Genomic DNA, 16,653 nt, shown 5'->3' with positions numbered 1-16,653 from the left:
CTATCAATTAATGACATCAGTACGGTCTTCGACAGATCCATCTTTCAGGTTTATCACCCGGTCAGCATATATTTTTGCAAGATTTGGATCATGCGTGATCATTATGACAGTACGTCCCTTTTTGTTGAGATCAGTGAACAGGTCCATTATCTCCTTACCGGTTTTGGAATCAAGGTTTCCGGTAGGCTCATCAGCCAGGATAAGGGAAGGGTCATTGATCAGAGAACGTGCAACAGCCACCCTCTGGGATTGCCCGCCTGAAAGTTCAGTTGGACGGTAATTCATTCGATCTTCCAACCCCACCAATTCCAGAAGCTCCTTTGCATGTTTTCTATTATCAACACCTGGCCTGCTATTGGCATAGGTAGGAAGTTCTACATTCTCAAGAGCTGTCAGCCTCGGAACAAGATTGAAGCTCTGGAACACAAAACCAATTTCCAGCCCCCGAAGTCTTGCCAGTTCATCATCAGAAATAGTGCTCACATCTTTGCCCATTAGAATGACACTACCACATGTAGGCCGGTCCAGACAGCCTATAAGGTTCATAAGTGTACTTTTACCTGAACCCGAAGGACCCATTATAGCTACAAATTCTCCTTTTTTAACAAGCAGGTTCACATTTTTAAGAACTGGAACCATCATATCACCTACCTGATAAGAACGACAAACATCATTCGCCCTTACAACAGCAGGATCATCATTTTCCGGATTCTCTATAGTTTTCAAATAGTCACCTCTAAAGGACCATAAATAGCTCAATGTTTTCTATGATTAATATAACATTAGTGAAATATAAACGAGGGTTGTCCACAAAAATAACTTAATAGAAATATTGAGTCTCTGCTTATTTAAGAGTTAGCATATATCGTAAACATTGACCCCCTGAGTAGTCATTTTAATGACATATACAAAGCCGAACCTTTATTAACCCAAAAGACCAACATTTAACAGCAAATTCCGTCAACAGTAATGGAGATCAACTATGGGGATAATCGACAAGAATCAAAACATCATAAGCGAAATAATTGGATTCGTATTCTTACTTTCTGCTTTGAACAATCTATTTGGAATTGGCATACCCTACATTTCGAACAGCAACATAACATATTTCCAGTCGTTCATCCTGATGATACTTGGCATCTACCTTATGGGATACAAAAGGATCCCAAGGGAGCTTGCACCCAGATTAAGAAAACAGTGAACGGTTTTTGTTGAATTTTGGTCCAACGTAGCAATATTAAAAATAAATAAGAAACGGCAGGGAACTTATTTCCTGCCAATGAAAAAATAAGCTACTGCACCAAAGATTCCGAAGAAAAGTGCAAGCATCACCCCCACCAAATAAATTGATACTTTAGCAAAAAGGTCACGTGTTGCTAAAAATTAGTGCCATATTCTTTCTTTAAGGACCCTTACCTTTCTGCAAATTTCACAAGAAGCAATTTTAGAAAACGAATATTAACTATCATATACAAATTATCAATACAGAATGGAGGGATGAACTTGCCAAATAATAAATTAGAACGTATTCATTCGGATAGTGCATCAACTTGCAAACTATGCCAGATGGAAATGGATAGTATCCATGAACGTTTAGATATGAAAATGGAAGAGATAGACATTCTGGACACACCCAGACGCTCATTCTCAGTTCATTTCCCGGTACGTATGGATTCCGGAAAAACAAAGATGTTCATCGGTCACCGAGTTCAGTACAACGATGCCCGGGGTCCCACCAAAGGAGGGATACGATATCATCCTGAACTTACCGTCGAATATCTTCAGAACCTTGCATTCCTCATGGCGATCAAATGTGCTTTAGTGGAGATCCCTTTCGGAGGTGCAAAAGGAGGGATAGTCGTGAACACAAAGGAGCTTAGCAGGGGAGAGCTCGAACGGGTCACACGCGCCTATATCCGTGAAATGTCCGACTATATTGGTCCATTTAAGGACATACCCGCACCAGACGTCTATACCGATGAACAGGTAATGGTGTGGATAATGGACGAATTCGAAAGGATAAAGGGAGAACATGTCCCATCCATCGTAACAGGAAAACCATTAGCCCTCGGCGGCAGCAAAGTGAGGAAGTATTCAACAGCCCTTGGGGGCGTCTATATCCTCGAAGCAGCCCTTAACGAACTGGGCATTACAGGATCGGACATCAAGATCGCAGTACAGGGATTTGGAAATGTAGGCAAGAACGCAGCCCGCATTCTTCATGAAAAAGGATACAAAGTATGTGCGGTCAGTGATTCAACTAGCGGGATATTAAATGAAAAAGGACTTGACATCCCAGCTGTTATCGAACACAAATCCAGAACAGGTCATTTGATGGATTTTCCTGATGCAAAAGAGATAACCAATAAGGAATTGATCACCTCGGATTGTACAGTGCTTATCCCAGCAGCGCTTTCAGATCAGATCGATCTTGAAAATGCAAATAATGTAAAAGCACAAATAATCCTTGAACTTGCAAATGCACCTACATCTAGCGAAGCAAGTCAGATCCTGCTTGGACGCTCTGTACTGGTGATACCGGATATACTGGCAAATGCCGGCGGCGTTGTTGTTAGTTATTTTGAATGGATACAGAACCTCAATCAGGATTACTGGGAAGAAGAGAAGATCCTCGAAAAGCTAAGAAAAAAGATGATGACAGCTTTTGAAACAGTATATCCAATTTATTGTGAAGAAAAATGCAGTATGAGAAGAGCAGCCCTCCAGCTTTCTATTGAAAGAATACTGGAAGCCGAAAGATTGCGTGGAAATCTTTGAATGTGCCTTAAAATACTTGCACAAGTATTAAATAAATTTAGTTATGATAAGAGGTATAATTAAATAAAATATATATTTACGTGTGCAAAATATACCCCGATCAAATTTATGACATGGAGTTAATTTGAATTATCTTGATAATATTTCGATCAGAAAAAGACTAACCATTTACATCGTTATTGGAACATTTCTTGTGCTCATAGCATCAAGTTTTCTGATCATATCAACTTCAACGACCCAGCACGAAGAACTTGCCTATCAACAAGCTAAAGAGACTGCCGGTAAATATGCAAATCAGTTCAACGGTGATATGGTGAGAAGCCATACCATCGGAAGAACGATCGCGTACTCAATGACAAACGATGCAACGCGAGACAGAGATGAAGCAAATCAGGTCCTTCGGGAAATACTCATCCAAAACCCTGAACTCATTGGAGTGTATGTCGCATTTGAACCCGATGCATTCGATGGAAAAGACAAGCAATATATCAACGCAGTAGGTCATGATACCACAGGCAGGTTCATCCCATACTGGAACAAATTGACCGGTACCATAGAATTAGAGCCTTTAAAGAACTACGAAGATCTGGCTTATTACTCATCACCTAAATTATTAAAGACCGATATCATCACTGAACCTTACTGGTACAATGATAAAATTGTCATCAGCTATTCAACGCCCATATTCTCTGATGGTGAGTTCATAGGGGTCGGCGGTGTCGACGTATCACTGAACGATCTTGACAGTATGATCAACAACATCACGATATTTGAGTCGGGTTATGCATTCCTTAGCAGCAACAAAGGGATGATCTTGTCACGCCCTACCAATAAAGACTGGATAGGTAACAAATCCCTATGCGAATTCAATAACCATATCCATGAAATGTCACAAGATATCGAAGAAGGGAAAAGTGGGCAGATCGAAACAATTGATCCCACCACAGGAAAAGAGGTCATCGCATTTTATGAACCATTAAAAGAAGGAAACTATTCGTTCGTGCTTGTAGTCCCAAAAAAAGAAATGCTTGCAGGAGTAGTTTCTTTAAGGAATGAACTGGCATCCTTCTCAGCGATCGCAATAATCTTTATGGGAGTCGTTGCGTCCTTAACAGCAAATACAATAAGCAAAAGAATCGAAGACATTGTAGACGACTTCAAGCAAATTGCAGATTCTGCTTTGAACGGGGACCTCAAGGCCCGGGCAAATACAAATATAGGTGCAGATCTCGAAAAGATCCCCATTGGCCTGAACGAGCTTCTTAGTACCCTCCAGAGTTCACAAGAACTTAATGAAGAGATGAACAATATCATTGACCATAGCCCGGCAACCGTGTTCAAGTGGAAAAATGAAAAGGGTTGGCCCGTAGAGCTCGTTTCTGAAAATGTCACTCAATTTGGCTACAGTGCCAATGATTTTATCTCAAATACGATTAACTATGCAGACATAATCCATCCTGATGATATAAGTCGTGTAGAAGACAGACTCGAAGAAAGTCTGAAAAGGAATGTTCCAAATTTCATCAGCCAATACAGGATAATATCGGGATCAGGGTATCTTCACTGGGTGGAAGAACAGACCCTGTCCCATAGTGATCAAAACGGCGAGATCAAGCACCTCCATGGAATAATTGTTGACATCACTGAAAGAAAAAAAGCAGAGGATATAGTAATTCAAGCTAAACTGGCTGCTGAGGCCGCGAACCAGACAAAGAGCGAATTCCTCGCAAACATGAGCCATGAACTAAGAACACCTTTGAACTCTATAATCGGTTTTTCAGGACTCCTTATGGAAAGGACCATTGGGGACATCAATGACAAACAGGAGAAGTATGCCAATAACATCCTGACCGGAGGCAAACACCTGTTAAGTCTCATCAATGATATTCTCGACCTCTCAAAAGTAGAGTCTGGAAAGATGGAACTTTACTATGAAACGTTCCCCATAAGTGATATCATCACAAATGTTGTGACACTATTGAACCCACTTGCAGTAGAAAAGAGCATTGAAATAGCTACAGATCTCGATGAAAGACTCTCATTGATAACTGCTGACAAACAGAAAATTAAACAGATACTTTACAACCTATTAAGTAACGCTATTAAATTCACTGATGAGAAAGGTGCAATCTCCATAAAAGCTCTCTATGATGACGAACTTGTACAGATACGCATAAAAGATAGCGGAATAGGAATAGACAAGAAAGACATCGAAAAGCTCTTCCAGCCATTCCAACAAATAGACTCCGCTGCTTCAAGGAACTATCAGGGCACCGGTCTCGGACTTGCCCTTGTCAAGAGCTTTGTTGAAATGCACGGAGGGAATATATGGGTGGATAGTGAAAAGGGTAAGGGAAGTATATTCACGTTCACTATTCCGGTAGAAGGGATAGTAAGACAGGATAATGGACAGTAATGAATAATTTATATCACATCCATTACAAATAAATATATACATGCCTGGAATCAGCCGTCTTGTTGACCATCAGCTGTACATTCTTTCATTGTCCAAAATATTCAAGGACCTTGCAACCGGAATGATGGTATTCATAATTCCATTGTATGTTGCGAACATAGATTCCCTCATCCTTCAGGACATGCCTATAGTACTCAAAGCAGGTCTTGCAACAACTGTTTTCGGGCTGGCTAATTCCATTTCCCAACCATACATGGGAAGATTGAGCGAACAACTCAATAAAAGGAAAGGTTTTCTGCTCCTCGGATATGCTGTTTTTTCAATTATATGCTATCTTTATTCTGTATCAGAGTCTTTTGAATCTATACTTGTCTTAAGGACGGTTCAGGGAATTGCAATAGGTGCAACAATTCCTGCCATCGTTACAATGATCACTCATCTTTCAACATCCACAGTAAGAGGTCAGGCCATCGGCATATATTCCACCCTGCGCGGAGCTTCCTTTGGAATTGGTACGCTTGTAGGCGGTGCGGTGGTGACATACTATGGATTTGTTGCAGGGTTCTATGTAAGTGCAGCCCTTGTGATGATAAGTGCATTCATGATCGCTGTCTTCGTGAAAGAAACAAGATCACATGAAGTAGCCACTGTTGAAGTGTCACATGTTGATGATCCGTTCATCATCAGAGTGCTTGCTGTTGCAATGTTCATGATGCTTGTGGGAATAATGCTGATCCTCTCACTCCTTCCTGCATACCAGACAAGACTGGGTGCAAGCGAACTCCTGCTTGGTGTTGCCCTGTCTGCATACGTGATCTCGAGAATAATATTTCAAGTGCCTATCGGGATGTTCTCAGACCGCTTTGGAAGAAAACTACCGATCCTTTGCGGAATATTCTTCAATGCTCTGATAGTTTTTGCCCTTGGTTATGCACCAGACATTAATTCACTCATATTCTTAAGGCTACTTCAGGGAATAGCCATGGCAGCAGTTGAAACCCCGCTACTTGCCCTTGCGGTCGATATTGTAGGAGAGTACAACATCAGCAGCCGGATAAGCACCATCACAAGTGCACAGGCAGCAGGAGTTGCAGTAGGTCCCCTCATCGGCGGAATTTTCGGAGGATATGTCAGCTTTGAAACGCCATTCCAGATCAGCAGTTTGATGATAGTGCTCTCAGGAATAATGGTCTGGATGGTTTTGAGGAAAAAGAAGGAAACGAGATCATAAAAGCTCGATATCCGTATTCAAATGAGCTTCAAGCGACCTCAAAACAAGAGGATTTATGGCCACACCTTCCAAACCGATCTCATCCATTACCTTTTCCCATGAAACTGAAGAGAATTCAACAACAGCTTCATGGATACAATGGATATGTTCGATGCAGCCATCGATATAACTGTAGGCATCCTCACCCTTTACAGGATCGTCCCATGATGATAGAAGGGTCTCGATGTTGTCGACATCCTTTATCCTTCTGAGAGATGAAAGAACTTGTTCAACATCCTCATATATAGGAATATCGCCAACAAGAGGAAGAGCATCTCCCGTGAACAATACGTTGTCAGGGAGTAGCATCAAAGAGATGGAACCTCTAGAGTGTCCCGGAGTGTGCATGACCTTCAGGGAGAGAACATCATCAAGCTCGATGAGATCACCATCTTCGAGAATGTCATCGACCTTGACCGAACCACCGGTAATATTCTCAAAACCCGGAACTGGACGTAGCTTTGCCTGAATGTCCGGATGCTCGATCCACTCAACGGCCTCCCTGTGAGCTGCTACTTTGCAACCTGTAAGCTCTTTTATTGCAGGAGTGGAACCTGTGTGGTCCGCATGGGAATGCGTCTGGACGATAAGTGAGATCTCATTTGGATCCCTTCCTGTCGCCTTAATATGATCGAAGATGATCTTCTCCGACCCAGCGACCCCGCAATCTACAAGGCAAACATCACGACTATAGATAAGATATGAATGAACATAACGTTCGATCCGCTCACCAGAATTACCCATCAGGGTAAAAGGTATCTTTATTGCATGAACATGCCTTGTGAGCTGCATGGATATCTTATTTCTTTGCTACAACGGTTATCCAATTGTCCTCAGGGACCTCATCGATCTCAATAGCTAAAAACCCTGCACTAGTGAGTGCTTTCCTGTATTCTTCAGCAGAGTAGATGTTCATTCCCTTTGCAGTATTATAAGGAGAATTACGCTCAGTAAAAAGTTCATGGTCGTACATTTCATTGACGATCAGAAGCGTACCGCCTTTTTTGAGAACGCGCTTGATCTCCCTTAGACCTTCCTCAAGGTCCGGCCAGAAATAACAGGTCTCAAATGCGGTCACAAGATCGAATTTATCATACGGGAACGGTAGTTCTGAGACCGAGGACTCCATGATGGTCACACGTCCAAGGTCTACTTCCTTGCTGTTGTATTCAGTAGCAAGATCCACCATATCCTGTGAGTGATCGATACCATATATCTTGCCCTTTTCTGCAAGTTCTGCAAGGATGCTGACAGTACGACCGCCGCCACATCCAACATCAAGTATGCTGGAGTCAGGTTCAACACTAACATGGTTAAGTCCCCATCCCCACAGCTTAAAATGATGCTCGTTCATTTCCAGACCTATCTCCTTGCCTTCTTCCCCTGTTGGCCTGGAATGCATCCTGACCGTTTCCTTGACATTCATTTTTAACACTCCTAAAGTAACATTATTAACCGGAATTATATCTGTAAACACATCAATTATTAAATGGAATTGTATTCTTCAGTGCATAAAGGAACCTTTCCCATATAGAATAATTCCCTTCCCTCATAGCTGAACACTAAAGGACATACTTGCACCCCGGCATTGACAGCATCCTTGAAAGTTTCTGCAAAATCAGGATCAATACTCGCGTTCGCTTTAAAACAGGAAGCATTTTTTCGGAGAACGATAAACATTATAAGTGCCTCAGATCCACTTTCCAATGCTTTTTTCAACTCCCCAACATGCCTTTTCCCCCTTGTAGTTGGAGCATCAGGAAAAGTGGCAGTACTACCATCGATAAGTGTGCACCCTTTTACTTCGACCCATAATTCAGTATCACTTTTCTTCAGCAAAAAATCCAGACGGCTATCCCCGAATTTCTGTTCGGGTATGACCTCAAGCACATTTTCAAAACAGGAGCATACCTTATTTGCTATTGCCCATTCAGCTATTTTGCGATGGAATGCCGAATTTATCAATATCCAACCGTCATCAGCCTTTGCAGCAATTACATCCCATCCTGTTTTACGCTTGGGATTGGTAGCTTTTCTTAAAAGCAGCCTGTTCCCGGGAAAAAGGAGGTCTTCAAGCCTGCCGGGATCATGAATGTGAACTTTCTCCTGAATGAACCCAGAAGAAGAAGTGAAATTGGATGATGGAAAAGTGGATGGGTCCAGCTCTACAATGCCAAGAAACCTGTTAGGTCTTGACAGAAGTGTAGCTTCAACATCCCAGGGGATCTCCATGACCAGATCGTTGCGAACCATCAAAATACTCCTTAGATGATAAGAGTAAGGTTATCGATCATCAGCCACGGCACCACCAACAACACCGCCAATGATACCGAAGATCGCAGTATAGATCATAATAGCAATTGTAATAACGATACCTGAACCTGCCAAAATTGCACCGATCACTGGTATTTCGGACATTAGTGCAACAAAAACTCCTGAGATAAGGAATCCAGGTACAGCAAACAACAATGTCATCAGCAGACCAACCTTGACGCCGCCAATACCACCTTCTTTTGCCACATATCCACCGATAGCACACCCAAAGAACGGTGAGAGTGCGTTTAAGACCGGTACCATGTAAAGAACTAACGTACAGATCGATCCTATGATAGCTCCTTTAATAATGTTCATCTAGACACCTTGTCCTGTTATTTAGTATAAATGGAAATGTAGCTATCTATATTGACATCATATTTACATTGTAGCCTATTCTAAAAAAAGGGAAATACAACTAGACCGAACTGTAGACATGCCCGTTTTGTACAATTTGAAATATTCATAGCGTTAACATATATATACAATGAGTTCATAGCTCGAGAGTACTAAGAAGTATTATACTTATAGCCAAACCCTATTTGGATACACTTTTTAGGAAAAAACGAATGTACTACCACCACCACTTTGAACCCGGCACTGGGCTCTGCTCAGTGTCGGGATCCCCCTCATTTTTGGATCTGATTGCATTGGTTTGAACATAACACCCCATTTTAAGTGTAGGAATACATTTCATAAAAATATTCACACACAGTGATCAGCGTTGAAATACACTTCATAAGGCATTGTTATGTGAAATAATATAGATCATGCCTGAGTTTGCTATTGTATATACAATCGATACATATACGCAAACTGAATTCACATTGTGCCAATTCCAAAGGAACTAAGCCGACATGGAAGCTGCCCAAAGAATATAAGCTTAAAAAACTAATCTATGATCCATGAAGAAGCAGATAGATAAAGATTATCACCTTCACATTTTCCATGCTAAACAGTGTGACCCGAAAAAATGTACCGGGAAAAAAATGGCGCGTTTTGACCTTGCCCGTATCTTTGATAAAGTACAGAAGATTCCCCGTGGCTCCATATTACTGGATCCCATGGCAAAGCAGGCATTGTCCCCTGCGGACAAGAACGAACAGAACATCACCGTACTTGATTGCTCCTGGGAGACAGTAGAAGAAGTATTTCCGCACCTCATGAGATTACATCTACAACATCGTGCTCTTCCCTACCTTGTAGCAACCAATCCAGTCAATTTCGGAAGACCTTTCAAGCTCACATCAGTGGAAGCATTCGCAGCAGCACTATACATCCTGGGCAACAAGAAACAGGCTGAAAGGATACTTTCAAAGTTCAACTGGGGACATGTGTTCCTTGATATGAACAAAGAGCCACTTGAAGATTATTCAAAAGCCAAGGACAGTAATGAGATCATAAAGATACAAAGCGAATACATGTGAAAAAGCAGAAAATGATTGCTGTCAAACTGGCAATTACACTTTTTTTACCGAGATAATAATCCTTTAATAGTATGATGAAGATATTTTCTTTGGGATTATAGTGTGGCGTAGTATCGTTTTGTGACTTACAGAGATCATGGGAGAATATTATGGCTGAAATTGAGATCGACACCCGGGGGGAAACCTGCCCCGTACCTCTTGTAGAATGCCGAAAGGCATTGAGAAAAGCAGAATCAGGTGATAAAGTAACTATTATTGGAACACATCCGGCTTCAAAGAAGGAAATTCCGATGGCTTGTAAGGCACTTGGGCTGGAGATCATCGATATAAAAGAAGACGATAAAGAGTGGAAGATAAAGATACGAAAATGAAGGGGGAGTACGTTCGACCGATAAAACTGTCATAATAGTCCATAGCGGGGATATGGATAAACTTTACAGTGCCCTTATTCTGGGAAATGGTGCACTGGCCATGGGAATGGATGTTTCCATGTATTTTACTTTCTGGGGACTTCAAAGATTGAAGAAGGGCGGTCTTGAAAAAGGTCCATTGTCCAAGATGAACATGCTGGGACTTGGAAAATGGATGATTAAGAGACGGATGAAACAAGCCAATGTTGCATCTCTTGAAAGGCTCATGAACGACTACAAGGAACTTGGGGGAAAGATCCTGGCCTGTGAGATGACCATGGAGATCATGGGAGTTAAGGCTGATGAGCTTCGCAGCGAATGGATCGATGAATATGGTGCAGTTGGCACTTATATAAACGAAGCAAGAGATGCACAGATAACACTTTTCATTTAAATCAACTTTAAGGGGTGGGGAATCAAATGACGGAATATCGATGTAATGTCTGTAATGTTTTTGAATATGATGATGCTGAAGGAAATGCTGAACTTGGAATTGATCCAGGGACAAGACCAGAAGACTTTCCTGATGACTGGAAATGCCCTATATGTGGTGCAGACAAGAGCCACCAAATGCCGGTCTGATAGCTTTAAGATAATTGAAAGAAGGTGCCGTAAAAATGACGGAATACCGCTGCAATGTCTGTAATGTCTTTGAGTACGATGATACAAGAGGGGACTCGGACACAGAAGTGAGACCGGGAACCAAACCGGAAGATTTTCCTGATGACTGGAGATGTCCGATTTGTGGTGCTGATAAGAACCACCAAATGCCAACCGAAAAGAAAGAAGTTGAACATGTAACATCCAAAGAGATCGTCACATGTCCAAAATGTGGCACCAAGAGTAAAGTAACTGTTTCTGCCCTTGAGGAGGTGGATGTTAAAAGCTATCTTGGAGAATGGAGGCGAACAAAGGATGAGTTCGAGACATTCATGGAGGATATCCACAAGATATCAATTACCGGCGAATCGATCATTGAACCGATGAGAACAAAGCAGAATGTGATCGCCTGGAATGATATACTCATAAAAGGTGCACAACTTGCCAAAATGCCTCTGAACGAAGATGTGCCAGTAAACACCACTACCACTATCGGACCAAATGCGAAATATCCTCTTGTCATTGAAACACCTGTGTTCATCACACATATGTCCTACGGTGCTCTCTCAAAAGAAGTGAAACAGGCACTTTCAAAGGGAAGCGCGGCTGTAAAGACAGCAATGTGCTCAGGAGAAGGCGGGATCCTGAAAGAGAGTATGGAAAATGCCTACAAGTATATTTTCGAGTACGTTCCGAACAGATACAGTGTGACGGAAGAAAACCTTAAGAAAGTAGATGCTATCGAAATAAAGATAGGACAATCTGCCAAACCTGGAATGGGAGGGCATCTGCCTGCTGAAAAAGTAACTTCCGAACTGGCAGACATCAGAGGCTTTCCCGAAGGTACTGACATTGTAAGCCCCGCTAACTTTGATGATATCAGGAACAAGGATGATCTAAAGAAGAAAGTGGAATGGCTCAGGGAAACTTCCGGCGGCAAACCGATCGGAATTAAGATCGCAGCCGGGAACATTGAAGCTGACCTTGAAGTTGCTACTTATGCAAAGCCCGATTTCATCACTATTGACGGCAGGCCGGGAGCTACTGCAGCAGCATCGAAGTTTGTTAAGAACTCCACATCCATTCCCACTATTTTCGCACTCTGGCGTGCAAGAAGATATCTGGATGAGAAAGGCATAGAGGATATCTCATTGATCATAACCGGCGGTTTGAGGACCTCACCCGATTATGCAAAGGCCCTTGCATTGGGAGCAGATGCTATAGCAATTGGCACAGCCGCACTTATGGCATGTGCATGCCAGCAATATCGGTTGTGTGATACGGGAAAATGTCCGGTGGGAGTAACAACGCAGGACCCGGAACTTCGTTCAAGGCTGAAGATTGATATTTCTGCGAAAAAACTGGAAAATTTCCTGAAGGTCTCTACAAAGGAACTTGAAGCATTCGCAAGACTGACAGGAAATGATGATGTTCATAAACTTAGTATAAACGACCTTTGTACGACAAATTCGGAGATATCGGATCATACCGAAATAGAACACGTCTAAAGAGGAGTTTTAAGACCGTTGTGGGAGGGGGTCATATCCGATTAGAAAAAGACACTTTTGGGGAAATTGAGGTCCCTGAGGACGCATATTATGGACCTCAGACCGTACGGGCAATTAACAATTTCAGAGTAAGCAGACAGAGGCTTCCGCCTTCTTTTATCAGGGCACAGGCAGCCATCAAACTGGCTTCAGCAAGTGCCAATCTTGAAGCCGGTAAACTTGAGCCGGAGATAGCTAAAGCAATAATATCAGCAGCTTCCGAAGTACGAGAAGGAAAGTTCGATGACCAGTTCGTTGTGGATGTTTTCCAGTCAGGAGCCGGAACCTCACAGAACATGAACGCGAACGAGGTCATTACAAATCGGGCCCTTGAAATAAGGGGATATGAGAAGGGACGATATGACATCATTCACCCTAATGACCATGTGAACATGTCACAGTCATCCAATGATACCACACATACTGCAATACATATCGCAGCCGTTGAGACGATGAACGCAGAACTCATGCCTGCACTTGTTGATATGCTGATGATCTTTTCGGAAAAATCTGCTGAGTTCATGGATATTGTCAAACCCGGCAGAACACATCTTCAAGATGCAGTCCCTGTGACACTGGGGCAGGAATACTCTGGATATGCACGTATGCTGGAACTTGGGATAAAACGCCTGGAAAGATCTGTCGTAGGCCTTTAGGAATTGAACATGGGGGGCACGGCTGTCGGTACTGGACTGAATATACCTGAGAATTTCAGCAATATCGCTATTCGAGAGGTCAGAGCGATCACAGGACAGGATTTTGTCATTGCAGGAAATCCTTTTGAAGCAACCCAGGCAGCAGAAGCTATTCTGGGAGCATCAGCTTCCCTGCGCAGCATTGCGGTCAGCCTGATAAAGATAACAAACGACCTCCGGCTTCTTTCAAGCGGACCCAGAACAGGGATCGGAGAGATAAATTTACCTGCAGTACAACCCGGCTCCTCCATCATGCCCGGAAAGGTCAACCCGGTAATGGCGGAGATGTTGAACATGGCATGCTTCCAGATAATAGGCAATGATTCCGCCATAATGATGGCAGCTCAGGGTGGCCAGTTCGAACTGAACGTGTTCACACCCCTGCTGGCATACGACCTCCTCAATTCCATAGAGATACTCACAGGAGCTGCCACTTCTTTTACAGAACGCTGCCTTCGGGGAATTACTGTGAACAGAGATAGGTGTGAAGAACTGTCAAAACAAAGCCTTGCTCTTGTAACCATACTTGCGACAAGGATAGGTTACGAGGAAGCTGCAAAGATAGCCCATATTGCACACGATGGGGGTAAAACCATAATCGAAACTGTAAAAGATATGAGAATAATGGATGAAAAGGATGCAGAAGAGCTGCTAGACCCATTGAAGATGACCGGGGTGAAACAATGATATCACACGATATAATTGTTATCGGAGGAGGACTTTCAGGACTCCGGGCTGCTATCGAACTTCACGACAAGGGCGTGGATGTTGCAATTATTTCAAAAGTACCCCCCATACGCAGCCATTCAGGTGCTGCACAAGGTGGTATCAATGCATCGCTTGGAAAGGACGATGGCTGGGAATCCCATGCTTTCGACACCATAAAGGGAAGTGATTATCTCGCAGACCAGGATACTGTGGAAATACTTACAAAGGAAGCACCTGACAGGGTCCTTGAGATGGAACATTGGGGAACCAATTTTTCAAGGAAAGAAGATGGTACAATTGCACAACGCCCATTTGGAGGTGCTGGATTTCCCAGAACGTGCTATGCAGGGGACAGGACAGGACATAACCTGCTACATAGCCTTCATGAACAGGTAACAAAAAGGAACATAACAGTTTACAAGGAATGGCTTGTAACGCGACTGGTCATCGATGATAACAGATGCATCGGAGCCATAGCCATAAACCTGTTCGATTCAAAACTGGAGATATTCAAGGCAAAGGCAACTGTACTGGCAACCGGCGGTTACGGACGTATATATAAGCGTTCGACAAATGCGATGATCAACAAGGGGCATGGTATTAGTCTTGCGTATCGAGCGGGAATTCCATTGCAGGACATGGAATTCGTACAGTTCCATCCCACAACACTGCTGGGTACGAATATATTGATAACAGAAGGCGCAAGGGGTGAAGGTGGCTACCTTTATAATAAGGACCATGAAAGGTTCATGAAAAGATATGCCGAAAGCTCCATGGAATTAGCCCCAAGGGATATCGTTGCAAGGTCGATCCAGCAGGAGATAGATGAGGGGAGAGGATTCCCCGAGGGATATGTAGAGCTTGACATTACACACCTTGGGAAAAAGCTGATCGAGGAACGTTTACCCGGAATTCGCCAGATAAGTATCGATTTTGCCGGTATCGACCCTGTTGAAAAGCCCATTCCAGTGCAACCGGGACAACATTATTCAATGGGAGGCGTGAGTTCCGATAAAGATGGATGCACTCCCGCAAATGGACTTTATGCTGTCGGTGAATGTGCCTGCATAAGCGTCCATGGTGCAAATCGCCTCGGAGGTAATTCCCTTCTTGATACAGTAGTATTCGGAAGAAGGGCCGGAGTGCATGCTGCGAACTATATCAGTACTTTTGAGGATCCAAATGATGAGATACTTGAAGATGCCCTTGAAAGTGAGAACAAGAACATCTCAGAGCTTATGGGAGACAGTGGGGAAAGTTATGCGTATATAAAGGATAGCCTCAGGAAGAACATGCAGGAGAACGTGGGAGTTTTCCGAGAGCGTGAAAGACTTGAAAAGGCAGTTGATAAGATAAAGGAACTGGAGGTGCAGGCAAGATCATTGAAAGTAAGGACATTGTCGAAGCAGTTCAATCTTGAACTTATCAATGCCATCGAACTTAAGGGGATGCTGGACCTTGCCCACACAATCGCGCTAGGTGCATTGGTGCGTGAGGAAAGCAGAGGAGCACATTACAGAACGGATCATCTGGAAAGGGATGATGCGAACTGGATGAAGCACACTCTTGCTTATTTTACACCGGAAGGACCAAGGTTAGAGTATAAGGATGTCACCATTACAACGTTCCAGCCACAAAGGAGGCAGTACTGATGATAACGCTCAAGGTCAAGAGACAGGAAGAGGAAAATGTCTGGTATCAGGAATATGAAGTTGAGGACAGGCCCGGAATGACCGTTCTTGAAGCATTGTTCTACGCACAGGAAAAGCTTGATACAAGTCTGACATTCCGATATGCATGCAGGGGTGCTGTCTGTGGTAGCTGCAGTATGCTGATCAATCGTATTCCAAGGCTTGCCTGTAAAATGCAGATCTCTGAGATGAGAAAGGAGCCAACAAATGAAGGGAATCTGGAAGTTCTTATCACTAACAAAAAGACGGAGATAGACAATAACGTCATACTGATAGAACCATTGCCTAACCTGAGAGTGATAAGAGACCTTGTGGTCGATATGGTACCTTTCTATTCACTGGTTGAAGATATAAAGCCTTGGCTTGAGATGAAGGAAAATGTACCGGAAAAAGAGAATCTTATGGACAGGGATACTCAGGTAAAGATCGAGCAATATACCAATTGTATCCTATGTGCACTCTGCCATGGTTCATGTCCCGTTGCAGCTAAGGATAAACAGTATTATGGGCCTGCTGCACTCGCAAAAGCATGGAGGTTCTATCTTGACCCAAGGGAGAACGAGGAAAGTAAGCAGGAACGCCTTGCCATAGTTGATTCGGAATCAGGAGTGTGGGGTTGTGATACCGTGTACAAATGTGTTGCTGTTTGTCCGAAAAAGGTCGCACCGACCCTTGCAATAAATGAACTTCGAGACAGGATCGAGGATAAGAAAGAAAAAGGGGCAAAGTGATGGAATAAGAAGATATGGCCCTTGTAACCGTACAAAAGGGCCATAAAGGACATCAAAAGACAAATAT

At 43.1% G+C, this 16,653-nt stretch carries 16 protein-coding genes and 2 pseudogenes; 13 read left to right on the top strand and 5 right to left on the bottom strand.

All coding sequences use genetic code 11. From position 1 onward, the window contains the following. Positions 1-3: 3 nt before the first annotated feature. Positions 4-726, bottom strand: coding sequence for an ABC transporter ATP-binding protein (locus KDK67_RS03555; protein ID WP_276575050.1), 723 nt, complete (start codon positions 724-726; stop codon positions 4-6). Positions 727-982: 256 nt separating this feature from the next. Here KDK67_RS03555 and KDK67_RS03550 point away from each other — a divergent pair, with 256 nt between their 5' ends. The 4 genes from KDK67_RS03550 to KDK67_RS03535 all read left to right on the top strand — a co-directional run bounded on the left by KDK67_RS03550 (position 983) and on the right by KDK67_RS03535 (position 6,425). Beyond that, on the top strand, positions 983-1,201 hold the full coding sequence (locus KDK67_RS03550; RefSeq protein WP_250867459.1) for a hypothetical protein: 219 nt from the start codon (positions 983-985) through the stop codon (positions 1,199-1,201). 302 nt (positions 1,202-1,503) lie between these two features. Beyond that, positions 1,504-2,778 carry a Glu/Leu/Phe/Val family dehydrogenase gene (locus tag KDK67_RS03545; RefSeq protein WP_250867458.1) on the top strand — a complete coding sequence of 425 codons (1,275 nt, stop codon included), beginning with the start codon at positions 1,504-1,506 and terminating at the stop codon, positions 2,776-2,778. Positions 2,779-2,902: 124 nt separating this feature from the next. Further along, positions 2,903-5,194 (top strand): ATP-binding protein, encoded by a 2,292-nt coding sequence (locus KDK67_RS03540; RefSeq protein ID WP_250867457.1) that lies wholly within the window; start codon positions 2,903-2,905, stop codon positions 5,192-5,194. 40 nt (positions 5,195-5,234) lie between these two features. Next, positions 5,235-6,425, top strand: a complete 1,191-nt coding sequence (locus KDK67_RS03535; RefSeq protein ID WP_250867456.1) for an MFS transporter — start codon at positions 5,235-5,237, stop codon at positions 6,423-6,425. On the opposite strand, the gene KDK67_RS03530 is transcribed toward KDK67_RS03535, so the two are convergent. From KDK67_RS03530 to KDK67_RS03515, 4 genes are read right to left on the bottom strand one after another with little or no spacing between them, the layout of a single operon-like run. Next, entirely contained in the window at positions 6,420-7,256 is an 837-nt protein-coding gene (locus KDK67_RS03530; RefSeq protein ID WP_250867455.1) for an MBL fold metallo-hydrolase, read from the bottom strand. The two genes, KDK67_RS03535 and KDK67_RS03530, sit on opposite strands and share 6 nt — an antisense overlap. 7 nt (positions 7,257-7,263) lie before the next feature. Continuing rightward, positions 7,264-7,890: a class I SAM-dependent methyltransferase gene (locus tag KDK67_RS03525; protein ID WP_250867454.1), complete on the bottom strand. Its 627-nt coding sequence runs from the start codon at positions 7,888-7,890 to the stop codon at positions 7,264-7,266. A 59-nt stretch (positions 7,891-7,949) separates the two neighbouring features. Beyond that, entirely contained in the window at positions 7,950-8,717 is a 768-nt protein-coding gene (gene sfsA / locus KDK67_RS03520) for a DNA/RNA nuclease SfsA (protein WP_250867453.1), read from the bottom strand. A gap of 30 nt (positions 8,718-8,747) precedes the next feature. Then, entirely contained in the window at positions 8,748-9,095 is a 348-nt protein-coding gene (locus KDK67_RS03515) for a DUF5518 domain-containing protein (RefSeq protein WP_250867452.1), read from the bottom strand. A gap of 587 nt (positions 9,096-9,682) precedes the next feature. Here KDK67_RS03515 and KDK67_RS03510 point away from each other — a divergent pair. From KDK67_RS03510 to KDK67_RS03470, 9 genes and pseudogenes are all read left to right on the top strand, one after another. Further along, entirely contained in the window at positions 9,683-10,204 is a 522-nt protein-coding gene (locus KDK67_RS03510; protein WP_250867451.1) for a DUF367 family protein, read from the top strand. A 149-nt stretch (positions 10,205-10,353) separates the two neighbouring features. Then, the gene (locus KDK67_RS03505; RefSeq protein ID WP_250867450.1) at positions 10,354-10,575 is read left to right on the top strand and encodes a sulfurtransferase TusA family protein; all 222 of its coding nucleotides are present in this window, start codon (positions 10,354-10,356) and stop codon (positions 10,573-10,575) included. Positions 10,576-10,594: 19 nt separating this feature from the next. Continuing rightward, positions 10,595-11,008, top strand: a pseudogene (locus tag KDK67_RS03500) (DsrE/DsrF/DrsH-like family protein); the annotation flags it as partial. A 26-nt stretch (positions 11,009-11,034) separates the two neighbouring features. Continuing rightward, a complete protein-coding gene (locus tag KDK67_RS03495) occupies positions 11,035-11,196 on the top strand; it encodes a rubredoxin (RefSeq protein WP_250867448.1) in 162 nt (53 codons plus the stop codon). A gap of 35 nt (positions 11,197-11,231) precedes the next feature. After that, positions 11,232-12,722 (top strand): glutamate synthase-related protein, encoded by a 1,491-nt coding sequence (locus tag KDK67_RS03490; RefSeq protein ID WP_250867447.1) that lies wholly within the window; start codon positions 11,232-11,234, stop codon positions 12,720-12,722. A 20-nt stretch (positions 12,723-12,742) separates the two neighbouring features. Then, positions 12,743-13,762: pseudogene (locus KDK67_RS03485) on the top strand (lyase family protein); the annotation flags it as partial. Beyond that, positions 13,742-14,143 carry a hypothetical protein gene (locus tag KDK67_RS03480; RefSeq protein ID WP_331521927.1) on the top strand — a complete coding sequence of 134 codons (402 nt, stop codon included), beginning with the start codon at positions 13,742-13,744 and terminating at the stop codon, positions 14,141-14,143. The pseudogene KDK67_RS03485 and the gene KDK67_RS03480, both read left to right, overlap by 21 nt. After that, positions 14,140-15,816, top strand: coding sequence for an FAD-dependent oxidoreductase (locus KDK67_RS03475; RefSeq protein WP_250867446.1), 1,677 nt, complete (start codon positions 14,140-14,142; stop codon positions 15,814-15,816). Before KDK67_RS03480 ends, KDK67_RS03475 begins: the two co-directional genes overlap by 4 nt. Further along, on the top strand, positions 15,816-16,586 hold the full coding sequence (locus tag KDK67_RS03470) for a succinate dehydrogenase/fumarate reductase iron-sulfur subunit (RefSeq protein WP_250867445.1): 771 nt from the start codon (positions 15,816-15,818) through the stop codon (positions 16,584-16,586). Before KDK67_RS03475 ends, KDK67_RS03470 begins: the two co-directional genes overlap by 1 nt. The last annotated feature ends 67 nt before the right edge of the window (positions 16,587-16,653 follow it).

Source organism: Methanococcoides seepicolus (assembly GCF_023684405.1).
GTDB classification, from domain to species: Archaea; Halobacteriota; Methanosarcinia; order Methanosarcinales; family Methanosarcinaceae; genus Methanococcoides; species Methanococcoides seepicolus.
This window is presented reverse-complemented; position numbering and strand designations above follow the sequence as displayed.